Origin of the sequence: Bacillus sp. 522_BSPC (genome assembly GCF_001076885.1) — a bacterium.
Lineage (GTDB): Bacteria > Bacillota > Bacilli > Bacillales > Cytobacillaceae > Niallia > Niallia hominis.
On the sequence record NZ_JVDT01000143.1, the window covers coordinates 1 to 25,135 of the forward strand.

General features: G+C 36.0%; 21 protein-coding genes, 3 pseudogenes and 1 riboswitch. Of the genes and pseudogenes, 18 read left to right on the forward strand and 6 right to left on the reverse strand.

Annotated features, from left to right (window positions below; genetic code table 11):
• Nucleotides 1–16 precede the first annotated feature (16 nt).
• The 11 genes and pseudogenes from ADJ83_RS11170 (at nucleotide 17) to ADJ83_RS11215 (ending at nucleotide 12,902) form a co-directional block, all read left to right on the forward strand.
• Nucleotides 17–487 (forward strand): hypothetical protein, encoded by a 471-nt coding sequence (locus ADJ83_RS11170; protein ID WP_031539375.1) that lies wholly within the window; start codon nucleotides 17–19, stop codon nucleotides 485–487.
• Between the two features lie 628 nt (nucleotides 488–1,115).
• A pseudogene (locus ADJ83_RS11175) lies at nucleotides 1,116–2,333 on the forward strand (CynX/NimT family MFS transporter).
• 179 nt (nucleotides 2,334–2,512) lie between these two features.
• Complete coding sequence (locus ADJ83_RS11180; RefSeq protein ID WP_031535193.1) at nucleotides 2,513–2,827, forward strand: DUF3243 domain-containing protein; 315 nt, start codon at nucleotides 2,513–2,515, stop codon at nucleotides 2,825–2,827.
• Between the two features lie 364 nt (nucleotides 2,828–3,191).
• The gene (locus ADJ83_RS11185; RefSeq protein WP_031535191.1) at nucleotides 3,192–4,241 is read left to right on the forward strand and encodes an iron-siderophore ABC transporter substrate-binding protein; all 1,050 of its coding nucleotides are present in this window, start codon (nucleotides 3,192–3,194) and stop codon (nucleotides 4,239–4,241) included.
• A complete protein-coding gene (locus ADJ83_RS11190) occupies nucleotides 4,242–5,276 on the forward strand; it encodes a FecCD family ABC transporter permease (protein ID WP_031535190.1) in 1,035 nt (344 codons plus the stop codon). It begins immediately after the preceding gene.
• Nucleotides 5,273–6,304: a FecCD family ABC transporter permease gene (locus ADJ83_RS11195; RefSeq protein WP_031535188.1), complete on the forward strand. Its 1,032-nt coding sequence runs from the start codon at nucleotides 5,273–5,275 to the stop codon at nucleotides 6,302–6,304. Before ADJ83_RS11190 ends, ADJ83_RS11195 begins: the two co-directional genes overlap by 4 nt.
• The gene (locus ADJ83_RS11200) at nucleotides 6,304–7,107 is read left to right on the forward strand and encodes an ABC transporter ATP-binding protein (protein ID WP_031535186.1); all 804 of its coding nucleotides are present in this window, start codon (nucleotides 6,304–6,306) and stop codon (nucleotides 7,105–7,107) included. Before ADJ83_RS11195 ends, ADJ83_RS11200 begins: the two co-directional genes overlap by 1 nt.
• A 697-nt stretch (nucleotides 7,108–7,804) precedes the next feature.
• Complete coding sequence (locus ADJ83_RS24875; RefSeq protein WP_231512496.1) at nucleotides 7,805–8,272, forward strand: hypothetical protein; 468 nt, start codon at nucleotides 7,805–7,807, stop codon at nucleotides 8,270–8,272.
• Nucleotides 8,273–8,513: 241 nt separating this feature from the next.
• A riboswitch (cyclic di-AMP (ydaO/yuaA leader) is annotated at nucleotides 8,514–8,666 on the forward strand.
• Between the two features lie 162 nt (nucleotides 8,667–8,828).
• On the forward strand, nucleotides 8,829–10,163 hold the full coding sequence (locus tag ADJ83_RS11205; RefSeq protein ID WP_031535183.1) for a TrkH family potassium uptake protein: 1,335 nt from the start codon (nucleotides 8,829–8,831) through the stop codon (nucleotides 10,161–10,163).
• Nucleotides 10,164–10,337: 174 nt separating this feature from the next.
• Nucleotides 10,338–11,912: a hypothetical protein gene (locus ADJ83_RS11210; protein ID WP_031535181.1), complete on the forward strand. Its 1,575-nt coding sequence runs from the start codon at nucleotides 10,338–10,340 to the stop codon at nucleotides 11,910–11,912.
• A 120-nt stretch (nucleotides 11,913–12,032) separates the two neighbouring features.
• Complete coding sequence (locus ADJ83_RS11215) at nucleotides 12,033–12,902, forward strand: aminoglycoside 6-adenylyltransferase (RefSeq protein WP_031535179.1); 870 nt, start codon at nucleotides 12,033–12,035, stop codon at nucleotides 12,900–12,902.
• A gap of 62 nt (nucleotides 12,903–12,964) precedes the next feature.
• On the opposite strand, the gene ADJ83_RS11220 is transcribed toward ADJ83_RS11215, so the two are convergent.
• On the reverse strand, nucleotides 12,965–13,441 hold the full coding sequence (locus ADJ83_RS11220; protein WP_031535177.1) for a DsrE/DsrF/DrsH-like family protein: 477 nt from the start codon (nucleotides 13,439–13,441) through the stop codon (nucleotides 12,965–12,967).
• Between the two features lie 133 nt (nucleotides 13,442–13,574).
• On the opposite strand from ADJ83_RS11220, the gene ADJ83_RS11225 reads away from it, so the two are divergent.
• The 4 genes and pseudogenes from ADJ83_RS11225 to ADJ83_RS26850 all read left to right on the forward strand — a co-directional run.
• Nucleotides 13,575–14,057 carry a GNAT family N-acetyltransferase gene (locus ADJ83_RS11225; protein ID WP_031535175.1) on the forward strand — a complete coding sequence of 161 codons (483 nt, stop codon included), beginning with the start codon at nucleotides 13,575–13,577 and terminating at the stop codon, nucleotides 14,055–14,057.
• A gap of 118 nt (nucleotides 14,058–14,175) precedes the next feature.
• Entirely contained in the window at nucleotides 14,176–15,504 is a 1,329-nt protein-coding gene (gene brnQ / locus ADJ83_RS11230; RefSeq protein WP_031535173.1) for a branched-chain amino acid transport system II carrier protein, read from the forward strand.
• A gap of 284 nt (nucleotides 15,505–15,788) precedes the next feature.
• A pseudogene (locus ADJ83_RS26845) lies at nucleotides 15,789–16,538 on the forward strand (cache domain-containing protein); the annotation flags it as partial.
• 300 nt (nucleotides 16,539–16,838) lie between these two features.
• A pseudogene (locus ADJ83_RS26850) lies at nucleotides 16,839–17,480 on the forward strand (methyl-accepting chemotaxis protein); the annotation flags it as partial.
• A 72-nt stretch (nucleotides 17,481–17,552) separates the two neighbouring features.
• Here the strand turns inward: ADJ83_RS26850 and ADJ83_RS11240 are convergent.
• From ADJ83_RS11240 to ADJ83_RS11250, 3 genes are all read right to left on the reverse strand, one after another.
• Entirely contained in the window at nucleotides 17,553–17,891 is a 339-nt protein-coding gene (locus ADJ83_RS11240) for a hypothetical protein (RefSeq protein WP_031535168.1), read from the reverse strand.
• 94 nt (nucleotides 17,892–17,985) lie between these two features.
• A complete protein-coding gene (locus tag ADJ83_RS11245) occupies nucleotides 17,986–18,900 on the reverse strand; it encodes a helix-turn-helix transcriptional regulator (RefSeq protein WP_031535167.1) in 915 nt (304 codons plus the stop codon).
• Nucleotides 18,901–19,217: 317 nt separating this feature from the next.
• A complete protein-coding gene (locus ADJ83_RS11250; protein WP_031535165.1) occupies nucleotides 19,218–20,150 on the reverse strand; it encodes a sigma-70 family RNA polymerase sigma factor in 933 nt (310 codons plus the stop codon).
• Nucleotides 20,151–20,344: 194 nt separating this feature from the next.
• On the opposite strand from ADJ83_RS11250, the gene ADJ83_RS11255 reads away from it, so the two are divergent.
• Entirely contained in the window at nucleotides 20,345–20,902 is a 558-nt protein-coding gene (locus ADJ83_RS11255; protein WP_031535163.1) for a DNA-3-methyladenine glycosylase I, read from the forward strand.
• 90 nt (nucleotides 20,903–20,992) lie between these two features.
• On the opposite strand, the gene ADJ83_RS11260 is transcribed toward ADJ83_RS11255, so the two are convergent.
• Nucleotides 20,993–21,949 (reverse strand): SDR family NAD(P)-dependent oxidoreductase, encoded by a 957-nt coding sequence (locus ADJ83_RS11260; RefSeq protein ID WP_031535161.1) that lies wholly within the window; start codon nucleotides 21,947–21,949, stop codon nucleotides 20,993–20,995.
• Nucleotides 21,949–22,308 carry a MerR family transcriptional regulator gene (locus tag ADJ83_RS11265; RefSeq protein ID WP_031535159.1) on the reverse strand — a complete coding sequence of 120 codons (360 nt, stop codon included), beginning with the start codon at nucleotides 22,306–22,308 and terminating at the stop codon, nucleotides 21,949–21,951. The genes ADJ83_RS11260 and ADJ83_RS11265 overlap by 1 nt, the downstream gene beginning before the upstream one ends.
• A gap of 500 nt (nucleotides 22,309–22,808) precedes the next feature.
• On the opposite strand from ADJ83_RS11265, the gene hflX reads away from it, so the two are divergent.
• Complete coding sequence (gene hflX, locus ADJ83_RS11270; protein WP_031535157.1) at nucleotides 22,809–24,065, forward strand: GTPase HflX; 1,257 nt, start codon at nucleotides 22,809–22,811, stop codon at nucleotides 24,063–24,065.
• Between the two features lie 153 nt (nucleotides 24,066–24,218).
• Nucleotides 24,219–25,127, forward strand: coding sequence for an NAD(P)/FAD-dependent oxidoreductase (locus ADJ83_RS11275; RefSeq protein WP_031535155.1), 909 nt, complete (start codon nucleotides 24,219–24,221; stop codon nucleotides 25,125–25,127).
• The last annotated feature ends 8 nt before the right edge of the window (nucleotides 25,128–25,135 follow it).

The window sequence follows — 25,135 nt, forward strand, 5'->3', positions numbered from 1 at the left end:
TTAATGAGGTGATTACGTGGACCATGTTGAGTACAAAGCATATTTGAAGCAGCAATATTCCCATGAGATTCGACCGTTACAATCAGTTAATGACGTTATCTCCGCATTTCAAAAAAAATTAGATATTGTCGAAACAGAATTATCAGAATCCGAAGCTATTTTCTTAAAAATGACAATGCTTAACTATATTAATGTACACAAAAACGACCCTATAAAATCTAACTTGGATAACTTAAATTTCATTTCGTATGAAGTAGTAAGAAATGAAAAAAGTGATCATTACTACAATCATATGGGGATTACATCTGATAATGAAAGAATACTTGTCATTATTGAATCCCAGTTAAATGCAATAACCTCCAATTACGAAGAACTAAAAGTTGATATGATTATTGAACGTGGAATCGACACACCTCATGTTAATCAAGAAACATCTGAGTTTTTTGCATATCTAATGCTTTTTGATTCTCATAATGAGAATCATTGACTCCGACAGGAGATAAAAAGATAAGATTTTACAGAAAAGTGAAAGAGTTACAGGAAAATTAATTCTCGATTTTAAGAGTCTATTCTATGGACTCTTTTTTTGGGGGATCTCCAAGAGCAAAATTAAAAATGAAGAATTTTAGGTTATATAATTGTTCTAGAAAAGGGCGTGATTGTGGAGAAATACATAGAAAATGATCAAACTTTTTTATAAAACCGAAACTTAAATCTGTTGGATAAGAATCAATTTTGATCAATCTTTTTTCAAAATTGATTCTTTTATTTATCGTAAAACGCTGGCTTGGGAGGTATTTTTGATTAAACTTTATTTTAAAGCAACATGTCCGGGATTATCCCGGCACGCCTTCGGTTTTTTGTCCATTATAGTGAAATCAGATCATAAATTTTGTGGAATTTTACTGTATTAAACAGTGCATCTAGTTATTTTTTGTATAAAAAAATAGCTTATACCTGATTGATTAAATGATTTTTGCAATCGAAAATATTACTCCTGTTAATCAATAATAATAGACAATATTGTTAGTTTATTATTATTTTGTAAATTATAATATATTAATATGCTCAAATGACTAATTCATATAAGGATAAATAAAAATCAGGGGGAAATCATGACTAATCAACATATTCAATTAAATCAAGCTGTTCGTAAATCAGCAGTTTGGATGATTATTGTAGGTATTATCTTTATTGCTGCCAATTTAAGAGCTCCATTAACTTCAGTGGGTCCTTTAGTAGGATTTATAAGGGATGATCTACATATTTCCAATACAATGGCAGGTATGATTACCACAGTGCCATTATTATCTTTTGCCCTTTTCTCCCCCATTGTACCTAAACTAGCTCGGAAATTTGGTGTGGAAGTCATGATTCTGACGTCTATTATCTTTCTTACGATAGGAATTGTTTTACGATTCCTACCAGGGGTTACGGCTTTATATATTGGTACAGCGGTTCTTGGGTTAGCGATTTCTATTTCTAATGTGTTATTGCCTAGTCTCATTAAACAAGAGTTTCCAACACGAATTGGATTAATGACAGGTGTGTATTCTATTTCAATGAATCTATTAGGTGCTATTGCTTCAGGAATTAGTGTTCCAATTGCTATTGGACTTTGATGGCAAGGTGGATTAGGGATTTGGGGAATGCTTAGTTTCTTATCGATTTTATTCTGGTTGCCTCAAGTAAAATATTTTAACAAGGAAACAGTGATTGTTCAAAATAAAGTAGTGGATAGTCAGGTGAAGTTGTGGCGTTCTCCATTAGCGTGGCAAGTGACCTTGTTTATGGGATTACAATCGATGGTGTTTTACATACTTATTGCATGGCTGCCTGAGATTTTACAACAACAAGGAATAAGTTCAGACCAATCTGGTTGGCTGCTTTCTGTTATGCAATTGGCGTTACTTCCATTTACTTTTATCGTGCCAATTATTATTATTGCGGGGCGAATGAAAAGCCAGCATTCCTTAGTAAGTATAACTAGCGTCTTACTATTATCTGGAACACTGGGATTAATCTATGGAAGTAAAAGTTTTATTATATGTTGGATTGTCATGATAGGCATTGGGGGAGGATTTGCATTCAGTTTAGCGATGATGTTTTTTGGCTTAAGAACGGAGAGTGCTAGGCAGGCTGCTGAACTTTCTGGTATGGCTCAATCAGTTGGCTATTTACTCGCTGCAATTGGTCCCACCCTCTTTGGGTATTTACATGATGTATCAAATAGTTGGACCACACCACTATTTATTTTGGTTGGCGCGTCGTTATTAATCTTTCTATTTGGGTTAGGAGCAGGTAGAGATCGATATATAGGTCCAGTTAAATAGAATAATAAATAGTTTTTTGAAGCGAAGGTATTTTCGGGTGTATATTCCCGGCAGTCCTTCGTTTTTTGTATAGGCTTAACGATATTCGGTCATTGGATATTATTGTTAACTCACAATAAGTTTTAATATGCCTTTCGGGGGAATAGTTAAGGGACTAAAACAATTGGAGGGAAGATTATATGATGAATAATTATGATGCGAACCCCAACAAGGCTGAAGAAAAAGTGAAGGACATGGGCAATAAAGAAATGCATGACAAGCTAGTGAATTTTAATGAATTCAAATCCTATCTTAGTAGTAAAATAGAATTAGGAAAAAATCTCGGCATGGATGAAGAGCAATTAGCAAAAGGTGCTGAAAAAGTTGCGGGTTATCTCGCTAAAAATGCTGAACCGCAAAATCGTGAGGAAGCTCTTCTTCAGGAACTTTGGAAGGTGGGAAATGAAGAAGAACGCCATAAATTAGCGCATATGCTAGTGAAATTAGCGAATTAATATTTTCCTTATAGCTTAAAATTCCTTTAGATGATAAAGGAAGTGGTTGAATAGACAATGGCGAGTTTCTTTTTTGTAAAAAGTTACAATAAATGGAGACTAATAATAAAGTTTTTTCGTAGAGAAATAGTTAACAGAGCTACTTAAAGTCGAAATTACGAATAAAAGGGCAATAATTCTTTGGGATTATTGCCCTTTTATTCGTAACTCTTTAGAAAGTATAATTGCTTATGCTGTTATTTCGACACGATCACGCATAATAGTAGGTATTTTTCTTAGTTGTAATTGACAGAAAAATAAAAAACAAGTATTATAATTGAGAATGATAATCATTATAAAAATCAAAAAAGGAAAGGACATACATATGTTTAAAAAACGCCAAAAGTCATTTATTCAAATTTTCTTATTCTCAGTTGTTGCAATTCTTTTACTAGCAGGTTGTTCAAGTCAGTCATCTCCGAAAACGGATGAAGAAAAGTCCGCTGATTCCAATACAGATTCGCAGTATCCAATCACGATTAAACATGCGTTTGGTGATAGCGTAATTGAAGAGAAGCCAGAACGTGTTGCTACTATTGCGTGGTCCAACCAAGATGTGGCACTTGCACTAGGCGTTGTACCAGTTGGTTTCTCTGCAGCAAATTATGGTGTTCAAGATGATAGCGGTATGTTACCTTGGACGGCTGAAAAACTAGAAGAACTAGGTGAGGAAAATCCTAATATCTATCAAGATACAGATGGCTTAGATTTTGAAGCAATTGCTGATTCTAATCCAGATGTTATTCTTGCAGCATATTCTGGTATTACACAAGAAGAATATGATACTTTAAGTGAAATTGCACCAGTGGTTGCCTATCAAGAAAGTCCTTGGGTAGCGTCCTGGCGTGAACAAGTAACGTACAATTCAATAGGAATGGGCATGGAAGAAGAAGGAAAACAGCTTATTTCCGATACAGAAAAGTTTATTGCTGATAAAGCGAATCAATATCCTGAAATAAAAGGGAAAAAAGCAGCATTCGTGAGTATGAATGGTTCTGATTTATCGAAGTTTTACATCTACTCTCCAACAGATCCTCGTGGTGAATTTCTTACAGAGTTAGGGATGGAGTATCCGGAAAGTATAACAAGTCAAATGACGGACCCAACTAGTTTCTATTTGGAAGTAAGTGCTGAAAATGCTGATATATTAAATGATGTTGATATTTTCGTTTCCTATGGAAATGATGAAACACTTGCGGCTTTACAGGCTGATCCGATTTTCGGGAAAATTCCAGCTGTAGAGAGAGGATCTGTTGTGATTATTGAGGATAATACGCCACTTGCAGCAGCAGGAACACCAAGTACACTGTCCATTGAATATACTCTCGATGAGTACTTAAAATTACTCTCAGAAGCTGTAAGTAAAGTGAACTAAATGGATCATACATCCGTTCTAAAAAATAAGCAGTTAGTAATACCGAGAAAGTTTATGAGCGTATTATTATTTTCTATTGTCTTACTCGGTATAAGTATATTGGCGTCTCTTGCTTTTGGCTCTCGTACAGTTGGCTGGAATGAAATAATGGATGGATTATTCCATCCTGACATACAGTCCCATGGGGCAAATGTTGTTCGCCAAAGAATTGCTAGAACTGTATTTAGTTTAATGTGTGGTGCTGCATTAGGAGTTTCTGGGGCTCTTATGCAATCTGTCACACGTAATCCGATTGCAGATCCTAGCATATTAGGAGTAAACACAGGTGCAGCTCTATTCGTTGTTTGTGGAATATCCTTTTTTCATATTGGCACTGCTGGTCAATACATTTGGTTTGCATTAGCAGGGGCAATCTTAACTGCCATTTTTGTATTCGGAATTGGTTCGATGGGGAGTGGCGGTGCCACCCCCCTTAAGCTCGTTTTAGCGGGGGCGGCGACAAGTGCTGCTTTATCCTCTCTAGTAATGGCCATTATGATTCCGCGATCCAATGTGATGGATCAATTTAGATTTTGGCAGGTGGGCAGTGTTGGAGCTGGAAATTGGGATTCTATCTCTATATTCGTTCCGTTTCTTCTTGTTGGTATATTAATAGCTTTTTTTTCTGCTCCAGCCTTAAATGCTTTAGCATTGGGGGATGAAGTAGCTACAGGATTAGGTGTACGGACCGGCACACTTAGACTTGTTGCGGCATTCGGAGGAGTATTATTGTGCGGTGCAGCAACAGCGCTAGCAGGTCCAATTGGCTTCATCGGTCTGCTTGCAACACATGTGATTAGACTCCTTATTGGACCTGATTTACGGTATATTATCCCCATGTCAGCTGTAGCTGGAGCGATTATACTAACCATTTCAGATGTATGTGGCCGACTTCTTGGTAGCCCTGGTGAGCTCGAAGTAGGAGTAGTCACGGCATTTATTGGTGCTCCAATTTTAATTTTAATAACTATGAAAGCGAAAATGCGTGCGTTATGATGAATGAATCATTGAATCTAATTATGATAGGTAGAATAAAAAGACGTCGTCGTTTTATACTTGTTACTTGGCTTCTTGCAATCATTGCTTTTGCGCTATGCTGTACGATGCTTATGTTAGGAAACACGATTTATCCTGTTACAGATGTAATTAGTGTGTTACTAGGTGAACAGGTAAAAGGAGCCTCCTTTGCGGTCGGAACGATACGATTTCCACGAATGGTTGCTGGTGTTTTCGCTGGATTTGCTTTTGGTATTTCAGGACATGTATTTCAAACAATGCTTCGTAATCCTTTAGCAAACCCAAATGTTATTGGAATAACAGCGGGCTCAAGTGCTGCTGCGGTTTTTTGTATTATTGTTCTTCATGCAAGTAGTACGTTTGTTTCGATTGCTTCAATAATCGGTGGACTAGCTACGGTAATCGTCATTTTCCTATTATCAAAAGGAAGTTCTTTTTCCATTGGTAGGTTAATATTGATAGGAATTGGAATACAGGCAATGTTAAATGCGGTAATATCCTATTTATTGCTTATCGGACAGCATCATGATGTTCCTACAGCGATGAGATGGTTAAGTGGTAGTTTAAATGGAGCTAAAATGGAGAATCTTTATGCTCTTATGGTTACCGTTCTTATCTTTGCACCTATCATTATCTTACTTGGAAAGCGTTTAGATATGTTAGAACTTGGAGAGCAAACAGCAACATCTCTTGGAGTTAATACAGATAGAACAAGGGTTATTTTGATTATCAGTTCGGTACTAATCATTGCTTTAGCTACTGCTACAACAGGACCCATTGCATTTGTCGCATTCCTTTCTGGACCTATCGCAAAAAGGTTAGTTGGTATTGGTTTCTCTAGTGTTATACCAGCAGGTCTTGTGGGAATCATTTTAGTTTTAGCATCTGATCTTATTGGGCAGTTTGCATTTGTTGCTAGATACCCAGTTGGGGTGATAACAGGTATACTAGGTGCTCCATACTTAATCATGCTATTAATTCGAATGAATCGAAAGGAGGAATTGTAATGGATAAGATACATGAATTTCGAGCGGAAAAGTTAGCCTCGGGCTATGAAAATAAAATGATCTTAGAAGATATCGAGCTTGAAATTCCGAGTAATAAAATAAGTGTGATAATCGGAGCGAATGGCTGCGGGAAATCAACACTCTTAAAAACACTATCTAATCTAATTAAATCTTCGTCTGGTAATATCACCCTTGATGGAAAGGCGATAAGTAAGTTTCCGCCAAAGCAATTAGCTCGAATTCTTGGCATTTTACCGCAATCTCCTATTGTGCCTGAAGGAATAACGGTAGCAGATTTAGTTGGGCGAGGGAGATTCCCTCATCAATCTTTCTTAAGTGGTTGGTCAAAAAAGGATTATGAGGCGGTTGCAGATGCAATGGAAATGATGGAAATAACAGAATTTGCTAATCGTGATATTGATGAGCTATCCGGTGGGCAAAGACAGCGTGTTTGGATTGCGATGGCATTAGCCCAGCAAACAGATATTTTATTTCTTGATGAGCCGACAACTTTCTTAGATATCACTTATCAAGTAGAAATTTTAGATCTGTTAACCGATCTTAATCGGAAATACGGGACAACGATTGTAATGGTGCTACATGATATCAACCTTTCTGCACGTTACGCTGATTATATTTTTGCGCTGGAAAAAGGGAGGCTTGTGGGAGAAGGAAAACCAGAAGATATTATTACGAGTACATTAGTTGAAGATATTTTTGGCCTTAATTGTACAGTTATTAATGATCCAGTCTCTGGTACTCCTTTAGTTGTCCCTAAGGGAAGGTATCACGTCAAAATATAGGTAAAATCAATATAGGCATATTTTTATGGAAAAACCCTTTAAGTTTATAAAGCTTGAAGGGTTTTTTCGATTGCCTAAGATGTTATATATGGAGCAAAATGTACTTGTGGAAAGAAAGTCTTTAGAACCATTTCCTTAGTGAAATCTTTATTTTATAAATAACGTTGTGGTTTGGGAATATTATCTGTTATATGTCAATTTAAAGGATGATTATCATGTCCCTCGCGATTCTAGCTATTGTTAACCATGTTCCGTGTTGATTGTATTTGCGGTTGTTCCTAAAAGGTTAACACTTACTGAAATGGTTTTTTTGTACTTTATAATCGGAATATCAACGATTACTTTGTTTACTATACTTGATGTTAATTTGCAAGGGCTGCCACTTACTCGAAGTGTGGAAGGTTCTTTTGCCATGTCTATTATATATGTCGCTTTATTGTAATACCTTTTCAAATTCTTTTGTCTGAATGTGTACTTCAATCTAATTGGAAGGCAAAATGGCGATGGGAAGCTTCGGTAACCATTTTTTTTATGCTTATCATTAGAAGACCGAATATATTTGAGGACTGATATCCCTTACATTCCTTAAATGGAACGAATATTACTCATTTCTTATGTATGGGGTGTTTATTTATGCTATAAAGTATGGTGAATAGGCCGCTGGTTTATTGGCCTAGATAAAGGAGAAATGAAAAAAATGAATGAGATACGCTATGATAATAGTTTAATACGAATGAGTGGAGTATTATCATTTCACTCCCTGTTGGATTTTTGGTGGTGTTCATCCTTCCAAAACGATTTCCAAAAAGACAACCAGTGTTTATCTCATGTGTGGTGTTTTTTGGGTTTCTTGTTTGGTTATACTTTAAGTGTATTGCCAGTTCATTATTATATAATCAATGATAGTTCTTCTTTTGAACTAATCGATTTTTTATCCCATGTGATGTATGCGCCAATCAGTTCTCTTTTCTTTTATTTATACGATCGCTTTAACATCAAACTAAATCTTAGTCTCGTATATATTATAAGTAGGGCGCTTGTGAGTGTAAGTGTTGAGCGGATTGGCGGTATCATTAGTATTTTCTGCTATCAACATGGATACACTATCTATTATTCTTTTGTTATTTATTTATTAGTGATAAGAAATTTGGGTATCCTTTTATAGGATGATTAAAGAATATGGCGAGGAAAAATATTAGCTATCAGTTTGTTAGGTCAATTGAAATAATGAAAATAGATTTGGCTGCATTGGATATATGAATAAGCATAAATAATAGCCATGATTAGAAAAATAAAGAATGAGAATGAGAAGAAGTTATTTCTCCTTGTTTTTGCTTGATTTTTAACCTAAATAGCCCTTTACAAACCTCTATTAACAGAGTAAGATACAAAAAAATAATAAATTTCAAGTAATGTCGCTGAATCCTCCATGTAGGAGGAGTGGAGGACCCAATTTTTATGTGAATAATCACTAGGGGTGAATCCTTTTTGTGAAAGGTAGGGTTATTTCTTAGACCCGAATCCGACTGCTAACTTCGCAAGCGTTGTAAGAAGAGTGAATCGAACTTGTGCTCATTGCGTAATTCATGGACCACAGTAGGATACCTCTGTGGTTTTTGACGTGTGAATTTTAGAATAAAAAATTATAGGAACGAAAATTCTGCACAAGCTATGAAAGAATCATTTTGTAGGACGTTATATTGGAAGGAAGAAGGGAAAGAATGAGGATTCCTAAGAAAAAGGATATAATTGCATTAAGCCCGCCTCAGATTCTTATTTTCGTATTTTTAGCTTTTACGATACTAGGTACAGTTCTTTTGAAAGTACCTTTAGCTACGACTGGAAGCATTTCATGGATAGATGCGTTATTCACGTCTACTTCTGCAATGACAGTTACTGGTTTAGCCGTTATTGATACCGGAGCTTCGTTTACCTTATTCGGAGAAATAGTGATATTATGTTTAATTCAGCTTGGTGGATTAGGAATCATGACGTTTGCTGTCTTAATTTTCATGACCTTAGGGAGAAAGATTGGATTTAAAGAGCGTCTTCTTATCCAGCAAGCTTTAGGTCAAACGTCTATGGGAGGAATTATCAAATTAGCAAAGCAGTTATTTTTATTTTCCATTATTCTCGAGACTGTTGCGGCAGTTCTACTAGCTATCAGATGGGTTCCAGAAATGGGATGGGGAAAAGGGAGTTATGCAGCAATTTTTCACTCTGTTTCTTCCTTTAATAATGCTGGATTTTCCATCTGGCCGGATAACTTAACTAGATATGTAGCAGACCCAGTCGTTAATATCATTATTTCTATTCTCTTTATTGTTGGGGGAATAGGTTTTACCGTTGTGTTTGATTTGTGGAAGAAATCGGAGTTTAATAAACTTACCTTGCATACAAAGTTGATGGTAGTTGGAACAATTGTCATTAATATTATTGCCGTGTTTCTTGTATTCAGCTTTGAATATGATAATCCTCAAACATTAGGAGATTTATCCTTGTCTGGGAAAATCCAAGCTGCTTATTTTCAGGGAGTAGTGCCAAGAACAGCTGGTTTTAATACAGTTGATATTGGTGGCTTAAATGAATCAACCCTGTTTTTAATGATTCTGCTAATGTTTATTGGGGCAGGAAGCGGTTCTACAGGTGGAGGTATTAAACTAACAACCTTCCTTGCTATGGTATTGTCTGTTCTTTCGTTTTTAAGAAATAAAGAAGAAATCGTTGTTTTTAATCGATCTATTGATGATAGAACCGTTGTAAAATCATTGGCAATCACGATTATAAGTCTATCTGTTATATGTGTAGCCATTTTTATTTTGGATGTAACCGAGAATAATGCAAGATTCCTTGAAATTGTGTTTGAAGTAGTATCTGCTTTTGGTACCTCAGGCTTATCGATGGGACTAACAGGTGCATTAACGTCGATAGGGAAAATGGTGATTGTTTTTGTTATGTTCGTCGGAAAAATAGGACCGTTAACTTTAGCTTTTTCTTTAGCAAAACCAAATAAAGCAAAGATTCGATATCCGAAAGAAGATATTTTAACTGGGTGAATGAGTAAAATGGGATTTGTTCTTATTAAAATAGAACGGATCCCTATTTAATGTCGTCTTTTATTTGCGATATAGAAAAGAGGATAATAATAGCATATTTTGTCAGAAAATATGCTATTATTGTTATATTCAAAAAACAAAGAGAGTTCATTTGAAACAATATGGGGGAATAAGATGAAGACCTGGATGCGACTAAATCTATATTTGGTGATACCAGGTGTGCTGATTTTATTAGGAGTGTTTTTATTGTTTGTCCAAAACTTTTCCAAAGTTACAGCACAGCCGGAATCAGATTGGAGCAGAGGATTATTAGTTGGTCAATCTGAAGTAAATAAATTACCAGCAATAAAAAAAACAGAGGATGGCCATTACTTGTTCTCCTTTTTTCAGAAAAATAAATTAAATACGGCAACAATGAATAAGGAGTTTCGTATAGAAAAAGAGAAGGAATATGATATTCCAGTAGATAAATGGACACAAATTTATCAGGGAAATGATCAGCTGATTTATTTTGACTATAAAAATATTTATGACCAAAATAAGACGGAATTAGTTGCTGATGTAGAGGAATTCTACCCGCTGGATTCGTCTATTCTATATGTAAAAGAAAATACGCTATTTCTATTAAATCCTGAAACAAAAAAATCTTCGAAACTGATGGAGATTAATCTAGATAAGGAAAAGATTTCTATTGAAGAGAATGATGATGGCATACATCTTCTCTTGTTTACAAAGGGAAAAAGTAATGTCGAACTAACTTTATACCGTCTTCAGGATAGAAAAATAAATCATTTATATGAAACAAAAATAAAGGTTGATCCTGGAAAGATAGTAAATGGGATTTCCTTCACATTTGAGGAACAGAAACTAGCATTATTACTTCAAGAAGAGCTGGAGTTAACACAAGGTAAACCTGAGTATTTTAACTATTTTGCAGAAATTGATATTGCAAGCACTCAACTGCCTGTACAGTATGAGTTAGCATTTCAGGACCCTGCAATAGAGAACGGGAAATTAACGGAAATTTCAGATGTCGCCTTTACTTATAGGGATGGAAAACCGAGTCTTTTATTTAAAGCGAATGGTTTTACGGAAACGAAATATAATGAGAAGAGTGGATTTAATATTTATGAATCTGAAATAGGAGAAAAGGGAGATACCAAAACAGAACGGCGCAGTAATACAGCGGCGATTTCCACTATTCCTCAATGGTTAGATGAGAATACAATTGTTTGGATGGATCTTGATGGAGATGGCAATAAAGTTTATGTTTCTTCCAATGACCTGTCGGGGATAAACAAGCAAATTAAACATACAGCTGAAGATTGGCTGCAGGCGCTTGGAAAAACATTTGGAATGCTTTCTACTTCCTTTTTTGCTTTTGCTCTTTCTTTCATTTGGTTAATATGGCCAATCCTATTTGTGATAGTTATGTATTTGTTTTTCAGTAGAAAAGTGGATTATGATCGACCATGGATTTTTTATACGGGAATCGGTATTTATTTAGTCGCCGCCGTACTATTTAAGGATCGTTTCTTTGTACCTAATATATTATCAAGTGCACCGGGATATTTAACTTTTTCAGGCAGTCCTTATGTCTATCTATTATTATTTGCTGTTATTGCATATTTTTTAACTATGTTAACGAAACATGTGAATGAATGGATAGGGGCACCAAGAATTATCTATTTTGTTGGTGTACATATTATTTTATTAACGATATTTTTTGGACCATATATTATTTATTAAATGGAGTGGGAAGAAGATGAATGATGGAGAGCACTTTATATAACGAGATTTTATTTGGATTCGGGCACCACCAATTATAAATAGAGGAATAGCCGATTTCATATAATTGGAGGGAATAGAATGCGGACAGAGAAGCAGATGCTAGATTTAGTGCTGAAAGTGGCTAATGGGAATCATAGAGTGAGAGCTGTTTGTATGAATGGATCAAGAACCAATCCCAATGTACCAAAAGATCCTTTTCAAGATTTTGATATTGTGTATATCGTGGATAATATGAAATCTTTATTGAATGAGCCTGATTGGGTGGATGTCTTTGGAGAAAGAATCATTATGCAAACACCAGAAGATTCTTCTCTCTTCCCATCAACGCTTGGTGGGCGATTCTCTTATCTTATGTTATTTGCAGATGGGAACCGGATTGATTTAACGCTTATTCCTATTGAGCAAAAGGAGAGCTACTGCCAAGAGGATGGGCTGACGTTGGTTTTATTAGATAAGGATGATAATCTTCCACATGTCCCGCCTAGCACAGATAAGAAATATTGGGTGAAAAAGCCGACAGCAGAACAATTCGCTGACTGTGTGAATGAATTCTGGTGGGTATCTACCTATGTGGTTAAGGGATTATGGAGGCAAGAAATCCTCTATGCGATTGATCATATGAATATAGTAAGAGCAATGCTTTTGAAAATGTTAGAATGGAAGGTTGGCATCAAAACAGAGTTCTCGCTTAGTATGGGCAAAAATAGTAAGTACTTAAAGCGATACCTTAATGAGCATACATGGGAGAAACTGCTGGAGACCTATCCTAATGGAGAGTATGACCAAGTTTGGAGAGCATTATTTTCAATGACGGCATTATTTGAAAGAGTGGCTTTAGAAGTTGGAAAACAGTTGGATTTTTGTTATCCATTGGAAGAGACGAATAAGGTAAAAAGCCATTTAAGGCATGTTTATAAGCTACAGCCTGATGCAACGGAAATATATTAAAGTTTTTGGCGGTCATTTGCAAAGCAGATGGACCGCCTTTTTAGAAAAGGTGTGTATTTTTTTTAAATAAAAAGCTGGATATCCGACTTTAAGGCATCTTCCAAATACACCTTTGCATCAACAATTTCTACTTCTGGATAAAATTCTTCTTGTTTGAATCCTAGTATATCTACAGATAGTTTACAGGCAAGAAACTTTATTTGTTTTTTTCGAGCCCCTTTTAAGAAAGCTATTAGTGGAGGTGCTTCTTTTTCATCAAGCATCTCTTGCATCATTCTTTTACCGATGCCAGCATAGTTCATTCTTGATAAAGGGAGCTTTTCCACGTCTTCTGGGGTAAGAATGCCAAACATTTTTTCATAAATAGACTTACCTTCCATATCGATTTTTTCTGGATCTCTAAGCAATAAAAGGCCCCAAAATGTGAAAAACATCGTAACTTCTATATTTAAATCACGGGCACTATTTGCAAGAATTAAGCCTGCCATCGCTTTATCATAATCGCCACTAAACATTAATAAATTTAATCTTTTTTCCACTGAATTATCCCTTCTTTGTTTTAGAATATTCTTAGCATCCTATCAAAGGGTGCTTGGTATACAGACTTCACTAGATTGTCATAATTAATGGTGGGAAAAGGGAAATAAAAGATACGGGAGGAGAAGAACTAATATGTTCTATCGAAGGTTTACAGTAAATGATTTTCCATTATATTATCAGCTAGTATCTGATAAAAGTGTGATGGCACTTATTACTGAGCGAGCAATACCAGAAGAAGAGGTCGAAATAAATTTCCAGAAATTACTAAATCGCAATGAGAAATATAATGTGTTTGGTTCTTATGCTTTTTTTCATCCAGAAGCAGAAGTGTTTATTGGACTTGGTCATTTGACTGTAAATGAACGGAAAAAGGAGGAGGCAGAACTTGGCTATATGCTTTTACCTGAAGCATGGGGGAAAGGATATGGAAGTAAAATCGCGGGGACCATACTATCATTAGCAGAACAAACAAATGTAAAGGTCGTAAAGGCAATTATTGATCCGACTAATATTGCTTCGAAGAAAATCTTAATCAAGCTGGGATTTACTTCTGAATGGATTGGAGAAATGGATGGTTTGCCTGGAGAGGTTTTAAGAAAGGAATTAAGAGAATGACCATCCAGATAAAAGGAAAAAAGAACTATTATTAGAAAATCCTTTAGAAGTGGTTGAGAACTTTTATATGTTCACGTATTATCTAATTTATATGAATTTTTTTAAGGAGTAATAGATCATGCAATCAAGAATTTCTTTTTCCACCTATGCTCTGATTGGTACGATGCTTTTTGGTATGTTTTTTGGAGCAGGCAATTTAATTTTTCCTATCCAGCTCGGACAGCTTGCTGGTACGAATTTTTGGCTAGCACTAGCGGGGTTTCTGGTTACGGCTATTGGACTGCCATTTCTCGGGATATTAGCAATTGGATTATCAGGAAGTAACGGTGTGCGCGAGCTTTCGGATCGTGTTCATCCAGCATTCGGATTTCTCTTTTCTCTCTTTCTTTACTTAACAATTGGACCATTTTTTGCGATTCCTCGTACAGCTACAGTTCCATTTGCAGTTGGGATTGAGCCATTTATAGAGAATGGATATATTCCGCTTTTTTTGGCTATTTTTAGTTTTCTTTTCTTTTTGCTCGTTTACTATTTTTCATTAAATCCAGCAAAGATTATGGATGTAATTGGTAAATATTTAACTCCCACATTTCTAGTGTTTTTATTTTTATTGATTATTGTAAGTCTTGTTCGCCCAATGGGGAGCTTTCAAGAGCCACAAGGAACCTATATAAATAGTGCTTTTATGACTGGATTTAAAGAAGGTTATAATACAATGGATGCCCTTGCATCACTTGCCTTTGGGATTGTTGTGATTAATGCAATCAAAGGGAAGGGGATTAGCGATGTAAAAAGTATTGCCAAAACAACTTGGAAATCAGGAATTTTTGCCATGTTGTTAATGATGCTTATTTATGGATTTATCACCTATATGGGATCTTCAAGTGTACAAGCTGTGGGATCTTTTGAAAATGGTGGGCTTATCTTTGCCGCTGTCGCAAAGCATTATTTTGGTTCTTTCGGTGGAATACTGCTTGCAATTATTATAGTTCTTGCCTGTTTAAAAACAAGTATCGGATTAATTACATCTTGCAGTGAGTTTTTTCATGAAGCATTTCCGAAGATTAGCTATAAAGCCTTTGTGCTTATTCTATGTGTTGTTTCTTTCTTATTTGCAAATTTAGGCTTAAACAAAATTATTCAATTTGCTGTACCTGTGCTTATGTTTTTATATCCTTTAGCGATTGTGCTTATCTTGCTTGCACTTTTTTCGCCAGTATTTAAAGGAAAGCAGAGTGTGTACTTAACATCCATTATCTTAACACTGTTCGTAAGCATACTGGACGGTTATCAGGCACTTGTAGATAGTATTCCAGAAGCTAAGCTCAGCTTTTTCGAGCAAATTGGGAATTTCTACGCAAATGTTCTTCCTTTTTATGAAATAGGATTGGGTTGGGTTTTACCCGCATTTATTGGAGCGATGATTGGGTATTTCGTTCGTAAATAGGACGGCAGAGGGACGATGCTTCTCTTAAAGAGAAGCGCCGTCCTTCTTTTTCCATTTTTATCAAGTGTATCATTTAATAAACATTCTAAATTAAGATCCGATAGTAAGAGTACTAGTTAAGTGTTTTACGAAAGAATCAAAGAAAGGTATGAAGCAAGACTAGCAGCTAATAAAGGTCATTCTATGTAATAAGTGTATCAAATACTCTTTATTAAGAGTATTTTTTTAAACGATTCTGTCCGAAGAAAATAGGAGGGATTTAGGGGATGAAAAGGGGGAAAAATATGAAACTTAAATTAAAGCTAGGAACAAAAATAAATATTATTGTATTTGCAATTATTCTAGTTCTGTCTGGTGTTATTGGGTTTGTGGTAAATCAGGAAATTACAAGGGGAATTAAACAGTTTGCTACAGAGAAAGCAAAAGGGGATATCGGACTTGCTTATCGCTATTTAAATAATAAGTTTCCAGGTGATTGGGAAATTAAAGAAGATAAACTTTATAAGGGAGATACTGTTCTCAATGAGAATTATGAGGTAGTCGACAATATAGGTGAGGATACTGGGGATACCGTAACGATTTTCCAAAGAGATACACGGATTGCGACAAATGTCATGATGGATGGAGAACGAGCAATTGGCACACAGGCTTCACCAGAAGTAGTAAGCACTGTATTAAATAAAGGAGAAAGTTTTTATGGGGAAGCAAATGTTGTCGGAAAATTATATCAAACGGCATATATGCCCTTAGAGAATGCAACAGGGGAAGTTATCGGTATTTTATATGTCGGGGCTTCTCAAGAGATAATTGATGGAATTATATCTTCCTTTTTAACGAAATTTATTATAGTTTTGGTGATTATGATTGTTCTAGCCTCTGTTGTTGTATCCATTTTTACAAGACAAATGAAAAAGAGACTTTCTAATTTGACAGCTGCTTTGGAACGAGCTGGAGAAGGTGATTTTACAAAGAATATACAAGACAATTCTGGTGATGAATTAAGTCTCTTATCAGATAGCTATAATAAAATGGCAGGGAATCTTAAGTCGATGGTCAATGAAGTAATTATGTCCTCTGAACGTCTTGCATCTTCTTCTGAAGAATTAACAGCAAGTGCTGAAGAGACTAGCAAAGCAACGGAGACCATAACAGAATCCATTCAGCAAGTTGCAGATGGGGCGGAGCAATCGACTACTAGTGTTCAAGAGAGTTCATTTGCTATTGAAGAGGTTTCAAAAGGAATACAATCAATCGCTGATAATGCTATCGTTATTTCAGATGTGAGCAAAAATGCAACGGAGAAGGCAAAGGAAGGTAGCTTCTTTGTGGATAAGACCGTGAACCAAATAAATGAAATCAATCGTTCCGTTGCAGTAAGTGGGGAAGTAATGAAGAATCTGGATAATCGTTCCCAAGAGATTGAGAATATAACAAAGATAATTACAGATATTGCAAATCAAACAAATTTGTTAGCATTAAATGCGGCAATTGAAGCAGCTAGAGCTGGTGAACATGGAAAAGGCTTTGCGGTAGTTGCAGATGAAGTGAGAAAATTAGCAGAGCAATCTCAGCAGTCTTCCTCCCGAATTTCTGTGTTAATAAAGACGATACAGGAAGAAATGATGGAGTCCAATCGATCCATTGAAAAGGTGAATACAGATGTAAAAGAAGGATTGGCAATTGTTAATCAAACAAAGGATAACTTCCAAGAAATTTATCAGTTCATGGAAAAAATGACAGAGCTAACAGATGATATGGCGGCAATCTCTGAACAAATTTCTGCTAGCACGCAAGAAGTTTTAGCAACGGTATCTGGTATCATCAACATATCTGAGCATACTTCCATGCATTCTCAAAATGTGGCAGCTTCAGCAGAAGAACAGCTAGCATCCATGGAAGAAATTGCAGCATCTGCATCCGATTTATCCAATTTAGCAGAGAATTTAAAAGAACTAATTAGCAGATTTAAAGTATAAAGAGACAGAGGGAGTGTTCCTCCTGATTCCTTTTGGGAAGTGGAAGAACCTTCCCTCTGTTTTCCCATCAGCCTACTCTAAATCAGCTTCTAAGTTTGAAATTTGTCCTTCGTCGTTCAGACTAAATTTAAAAAGTCCATTAATTTCTCCACCTGGAAAACTACCAGTGAATAAAACTTTCATGTCAATAATATTTTCAGATGTTGTATATGTTAATATTTCTGTTTGTGTTTGGTAATCTATGAAATAGGATTCGAAGTAGTGTTGAATTTCGTTTTTTCCAACGAGGATTTTTCCTAATGAGTCTTCTTTAATAATGGCATCATTAGAAAATGTTGCTAAAAATCCTTGAGTCTCATAGTTATTTGCCGCATTGATAAAGTCGGTAATGATTTGGGGCAGTCTTTCCATTATATAAAACCTCGCTTTTCCATATTGAATTTTGTGTACATTTTTACTATACCCCGAGTACTTGACTACGTTATATCATATTAAGAGCTGGTTTTTATCTTTTATATTGATTCAGCATTTGTTGAATTCTAGTTCTTAATTCATTCCTTATATCCGTAGGTTCAATAACCTCTACATAATTGCCATAGGATAAGAGATAGCTATATAGCCATTCTCCTTTCATATGAGAGATTGTTATTTGATAAAATCCATCTTTCTTGATTGTAATATGTTTTTCATCGAATTCGTCATAAATGCGATAGCTAACCTTAGGGTTAACTCTCAGAACTAAATCGGCCCGTTCTTGAGTATCATTGTGGAATGGGGGAGTCGATGATAGAGTTTCTCCATTCTCTAATTGTTCTAGATGATCGTCGGTTACTTCTATTTTGGACATACGATTAATCTTAAAAATTCGAGAAGCTGTTTTGTCTAAGCAGTAGGCTTCTAAATACCAAGACTTGTCCTTAAATAATAATTTAGTTGGGAGGACTCTTCGGTAGCTTTTATCACCATTTGAATTTATATAGTGAAAAGAGATTACTTCTCTCTCTAATATAGCTTGTTTAAATAGAGAAAAATACTCCTTCCTTTTTGAATCACTTCCCCATGCTGAAAAATCTACTTCAATCCACTTTGTGTCACTCTTTTGAAATAAATGACTTAGTTTTACTAAAATATCGCTTGCTTCTGGATAATTTGTAGCAGAAAGGCTTTGGAGGGAAAATAATATTTCATCTTGTTCTTTGTCCAAGAGAAGGGATTTGTTTAGTATAAACTGCTCCATCAAGGTAATTCCTCCACCTTTACCTTGGGTCGTATAGATAGGGATGCCTGATTCAGTAAGTGTTTCAATATCGCGATAAATTGTTCGAACGGAAACTTCAAACTTCTCGGCTAATTCGTTCGCTGTTATCGATTTTCTTTCTAGTAAGATATAGACAATTTGAAACAATCTACTTATTTTCATATGTAAAAGCTCTCTCCTTATCCTAGATAATGAATCCTTTTAAAAAATTTTAAAAAATGAAGTGGAATGGAGCGGGAGGCACTCGACTCCTCCGGGAAGGAGAGCAAAACCTAAGATCCCACAGGCATTGCCGAGGCTTAGGTTGCTCCCCTGCACATCGTGTGTCTGTAGCGCAATGGAACGAACTTTATATTTACCACTTAACTATTTTTAAAAACATAGATAAACAGTATGATAAAGTAGCTTTTATTTAAAAGCTAAATTAGAGAATGTTCGTCTTTACAGATTTGCTATTTAGTTTTTCCTAGTCTCCTCTGTTACCATTTTAATGGTGGTTTATCTAATTGGGCTTGTATTCCTAGCTCGTGTGCTGCAGCTAAAATAAATTCTTTTCGAAAGAAGTAGCTTTGATGGCTCACGATTTTGCCATTCTCTATTTCTTGTGATTGAATATCATGAATTTTTAATCCGTCGTCGGTTGCGGCTAAAACGATAATAACTGGTTTTCCCCATAGTATTTTTTCTACTGCTGTATGACCAGGTAACCCATAGATTAGGGAGCCGTTACGCATTTCGTCTTTAGAATATTCTTGGAAGCCAAGGAATGCTTCGTATTGAGCTTGATCACTATATAGGCGTAACATCTTATCTAAATTTCCTTCATTGAAAGCTTGCAAGTATGCCTGAATCGTTTCTTTCTGTGCAGAATTAGTTCCTGCATAATTTTCGGATTTAGAAAAGTCTAAAGAAGCGATTTTTTTCCTAGCCCGTTGAACAGCAGAATATACCCCACCCGGAGTACTTTTTACAATTCCAGCGACTTCTTCAGCGCTAAAGTGGAAAACATCGAGAAGAAGAAAGGCTGCTGTTTGTTTCGGCGTTAAATTTGATTCCAAGGAAAGTAGAATCTCTTCTAAGAGTAAATGATCAGAAAAAGCAATGGAGGGAGTTGGAATATCATCTAATATTCCAATCTCTCTTTTTCTTTTTCTGCATTGGTCAATCCAAGCGTTTGTTGCAATTCGAAAAAGGTAGTCCTTTTTATCTGTAATCTCATGCCACCTTTGTGGAGCCATTCCAAACGATTTAATGATGGTATCTTGAAATAAGTCTTCTCCATCCCATGGAGACCCTGTAATATATTTACAATAGTTCCATAAGGATTTGGAGTGGGATGCAATCATTTCTTCAAATTCATGTAATAGTTTTCTTGATTCATCGGTAAAAATTTTTGTAAAATGCTTTTCCATTGTTTTTCCCTCCTTAACTCTTTCCTATGTATAACGGTTAGGTAGTACAGAATTATACGGTATATTTATATTATTTGGTTAATTTTATCATCGAAAGAAAGGAGAAGCGAGGTGATTGAATCTAAATATGACATGATGTTGTCTAGATAAATGATTTATACTATTAGTAATATTAATGAAAAGAGGATGGTTATATGGAAACTAGATGTGCATGGGCAAATTCTAGTGAAATGATGCGAGATTATCATGATAAAGAGTGGTGTGTGCCAAGTCATGATGATCAGTACTTGTTTGAAATGTTGGTGTTAGAAGGAGCACAGGCTGGATTGTCTTGGTCTATCGTGTTAAAAAAGCGAGATGCATATAGACAAGCTTTTCATCATTTTGATTTAGAATACTGTGCAAACTTAACAGAATTAGATATGGAATATATCAGAACCAATACGGAAGTTGTGAAACATCCGTTAAAGATTAAATCCGTTAAAAGCAATGCATTAGCAATCATGGAGATACAAAAAGAGTTTGGCAGTTTTGCGGGATTTTTATGGGCTTATGTAGATGGAAGTCCAATCGTATCCAATTGGCAATATGATAGCCAAATTCCTGCAGAAACCAATCTTTCAAAAAAAGTCAGTAAGGATTTGAAAAAAAGAGGCTTCAAATTCGTTGGCCCTGTAACCATTTATTCCTATCTACAAGCCATCGGGATAGTTAACGATCACATTAGTAGCTGTGCCTTTCATGGGAATTAAGAGTGCGGGGGAACCAGATAGGCATTCTCCTGATCCCTCTCTTTTTTGTTCATAATATGATAAAGGGAAGCGGGACAGCTGTCCTTGTAATTACTTAAATAATAGAGGAGTTTCTTCCCATAATGTAAGAGCAGCTTCTTTATCAATAGCCCATGGTTTGACACCGATTCTATCGGTGTCGTCTGTAGCTATGGGAGCAATGTCTCCATTTTCGCAATAAACGCCACCATATCCTGCTAGTTGTTGGCTAACTGCACACCATACAATGGTCGCGGCACCTTCTTTAATGGTTTTATGTTCATTGGTATAGCTGTCGTAGCCGCGTTCTCCGTTCTTATTAATTGCTCCCATTTCCGACAATTCATCATCTGTTAGATTATGAGAGAGGTTTGTAACAATACTTCCTGGATGTACCGCGAAGGATCGAATATTGTCTTTTTTATATAATTCATCAAGCGCAACGCTCAATAGGGAAACAGCTGTTTTTGATTGCCCATAAGCCGTCCACTTATCATAGGGAGTGTCGATAAAGTTAGGATCTTCAAAATGAAATGGAGAGAACCAATGAGCTCTTGAGGTTAAATAGACAACTCTTGCTCCATTCGCATTCTTTAGTTCTGGCAGCAATGCTTTTGTCAAAAAGAAATGGCCTAAATAATTTGTTGCTATTTGTAGTTCATTGCCAAAGCTATCACGAGATAGAGGAGTCGCCATAATCCCTGCACTGTTTATTAATATATCTAATTTTTGATATTTTTTTTGAAACCACTGGGTGAATGCTTTTATGGTATCTCTATTACTCAAATCAAACGAAGCAGGATAAAGCTCAATATTTGACATTCTAGCTAGAGACTCTTGAGCTTTAGCTGGATTTCTTACAGGAATAATAATCGTTGCTCCAGCTTTTGCTAATGTTTTTGTAGTTTCTAAACCAAGACCGGCTGCACCGCCAGTAATGATAATTGTTTTGCCAGATAAATTAATATTTTGGATGACTTCATCTGTAGTGGTTCTAGCTGTATTTCCTGTCTGTAATGGTTGTTGCATTACTTTCCGCCGCCTTTAAGTGTACTAAAGTAAGAAATTTTGTATTGAACTTTCTCTAAAATTTGCTGGCGTTTTGCTAATTCCAATTTCATTTTTTCCGCATGCTCTTGTAAAATGCTATAACACTTCTGATTATCCTTCTCCTTATAAGCATCTACATAATTTTTAATTTGTTCTAAAGGCATATCTGTATCCTTTAAATTTACGATAAACCCAAGATATTGAATCATTTTGTCATCATACACCTTATAGCCTCTGCTATTTTTCTCTGGGGGATCAATCAAGCCCAGTTTCTCATAATATCGAATAGTAGGAATAGACAAGCCAACAAGCTTAGAGACTTCTGAAATTTGATACATTTTCTCACCTCGTATTTAGACGATACAACCTGAAGTTAACTTCATGTCAAGAAGCATTTGAACCAGATCGCCTGCTTCTAAAATTTTTACAGTTATGGTATAATAAACGAAATTAGATGAATGGAGGGTTGCTTTAAGATGTGGAATTCTATCTCGATTTTATACTTTATGTAACTAATTTTATAGTACTTAAAGGCTCTGCCTGTGTGTAGAGTAATCGGGATTAGTATGCCTATTTTTAAATAAACCTTTCATTAACGGTTGTAAATAATTGTTATGATGTAAAGGGAGGAGAGGGTTCTACTCTCTTTTCGTGTCTTCTAGTTAGAAATAATACTTATTTTTGAGCACCTATTTTTCAATAAAATTAGGGTTGTTTCTTAACGATGTATTTTTCTATAAGAAAACAAGGTGTAATTACTACTATTCTTATTCCGATTATTCAAAACACAGGCGGCGAATCCCTGTGTTTTTTTTATAAGCAGAATGGAGGAACATAAATGGAAGAAAGACAAAAAGCGATAGTAGTAGGCGTTCATTATGATCAGAAAGAAGACTTTTCCAATTCGATGGAAGAGCTCACTCAATTGGCAGAGGCTTGTGATATAGAGGTAGTTGGGGAAGTAACACAGAAATTAGATCGGGTGCATTCAGGACATTATATTGGAAAGGGAAAGCTTCAGGAATTAGCGACATTGCTAGAAGAAAAGGGTGTGAAAATAGTCCTTTTTAATGATGAGCTATCTCCCTCTCAAGTTCGTAATTTAGAGGAAGCTACGGATTGCCGAATCATTGACAGAACGGTATTGATTTTAGATATCTTTGCACAAAGAGCGAAGACAAAAGAAGCGATGCTGCAGGTGGAAATTGCAAAATTACAATATATGCTGCCTCGATTAGCTGGCTTAGGCGAATCATTAGGACGTCAAGGTGGTGGATCAGGGCTCATAAATAGAGGGTCTGGAGAAACGAAGCTAGAATTGGATCGAAGAAGAATTGAGGACAGAATCAGTCGATTGCATAAGGAATTAGATACACTTGTTGTCCAACGTAAAAATCAGCGAAAGATGCGAAAAAAGAAAGAGATGCCAAGTATTGCACTAGTTGGCTATACGAACGCTGGAAAGTCGACCTTAATGAATGTGCTGATGGAAAATTATCAAGCGGCGGCAGAGAAAAAAGTGTTCGAAAAGAATATGTTGTTTGCGACACTTGAAACATCTGTACGAAATATTACGTTACCAAATAATAAATCCTTTTTATTAACGGATACGGTTGGATTTATTAGTAAATTGCCGCACCAATTAGTAAAAGCATTCCGATCTACTTTAGAGGAAGTGGCAGAAGCAGATTTGCTCATCCATGTAGTAGACTACTCTAATCCGAATTATCAAGAGCAAATAAACGTTACAAAAAAGACGCTAAAGGAGCTTAACGCTGAGAATATCCCGACTATTTATGCCTTTAATAAGGTGGATTTAGTGCAGGAGGAGTCTTCGATGGCTGGAATAGAGGCAGTGTACCTATCTGCTAAAAAGCAAATCGGAATAAAGGAACTAGTTGATACGATTGCCAAAAATATCTTTAACCAATATATTTCCTGCGAAATGATTATTCCTTATGATAAAGGAAGTATACTCTCTTATTTAAAGGAAAAGGCAAACATTCTGTCAACGGAATACAACAATGATGGCGTATTTATTACGATGGAATGCAAGGAAGAAGACTATAATCGTTATAGGGAATATGTTGTTTAAATGAAGAAAGAGGAACGCTTTTACTGATTTAGTCAAGGCGGAAAAGGGAGTGCAAGCACCATCCCTCTGGTTACTTCCCTGATTCGCTTTTCTAGCACTATATTTACTAACCCCTTCATATAATCAAAAGAGGAAGCAGAGGGGGTGCTATAGGTGAATATTTTTGATTGCGTTATTATCGGTGCAGGTCCAGCTGGAATGAGTGCTGCGCTCATATTAGGGAGAGCAAGGCGAAATATTGCCATATTCGATGATGGGACAAATAGAAATAGGGTTAGCCATGAATCCCACGGTTTTATTACAAGAGACGGGATAAGCCCTCAGATGTTTAAAGAGTTAGGAATAGATGATTTAATGAAATACAGAAATATTTCTTGTTTCAAAGCTAGGGTAACCCACATTGAGAAAGCTAGAGGTGAAAGGGGACTACTGCTAGTTAAAACAAAACATCATGATGAATACTTAACGCAAAAGCTTATTATTGCAACTGGTGTTCAAGAGATAATCTCAATTCCGAATGCAAGACAATATTATGGGAAAAGTCTGTTCAGTTGCCCTTACTGTGATGGATGGGAATTACGGGATCAAGCGCTAATTGTTATTGCCTATACCGAAGCACAAGTCTTACATATGGGGAAACTGGTTTATAATTGGTCAAAAGATTTAGTCGTTGCGACAAATGGAGCGGCAGTTTCAGAGAAAATCAAAGAGGATTTTCAGAAAAGAAATATCTCCATCATAACAGAACCGATTAGAAGGTTATTAGGGGAAAATGGCTATCTTCAGCAAGTCGAATTTAAATCTGGACAAAGGATTACGAGAACAGGTGGTTTTATCATCCCTTCCTATTATCGTTCTAATCAATTTGTGGAGCAGCTTGGATTAGATGTTCATCCTAATGGAGTTGTAGTGACGGACGGATCTGGTCGTACTACTTGTAAAAATGTTTATGTGGCAGGAGAAGCAGAAAAAGCAGGCGCATCCTCTGTCGTCCTCTCCGCTGCAGATGGAAGTAGGACCGGGGTGGCAGTAAATACGGACTTAGTAATGGAACAGTTTTAAAAGAAGCG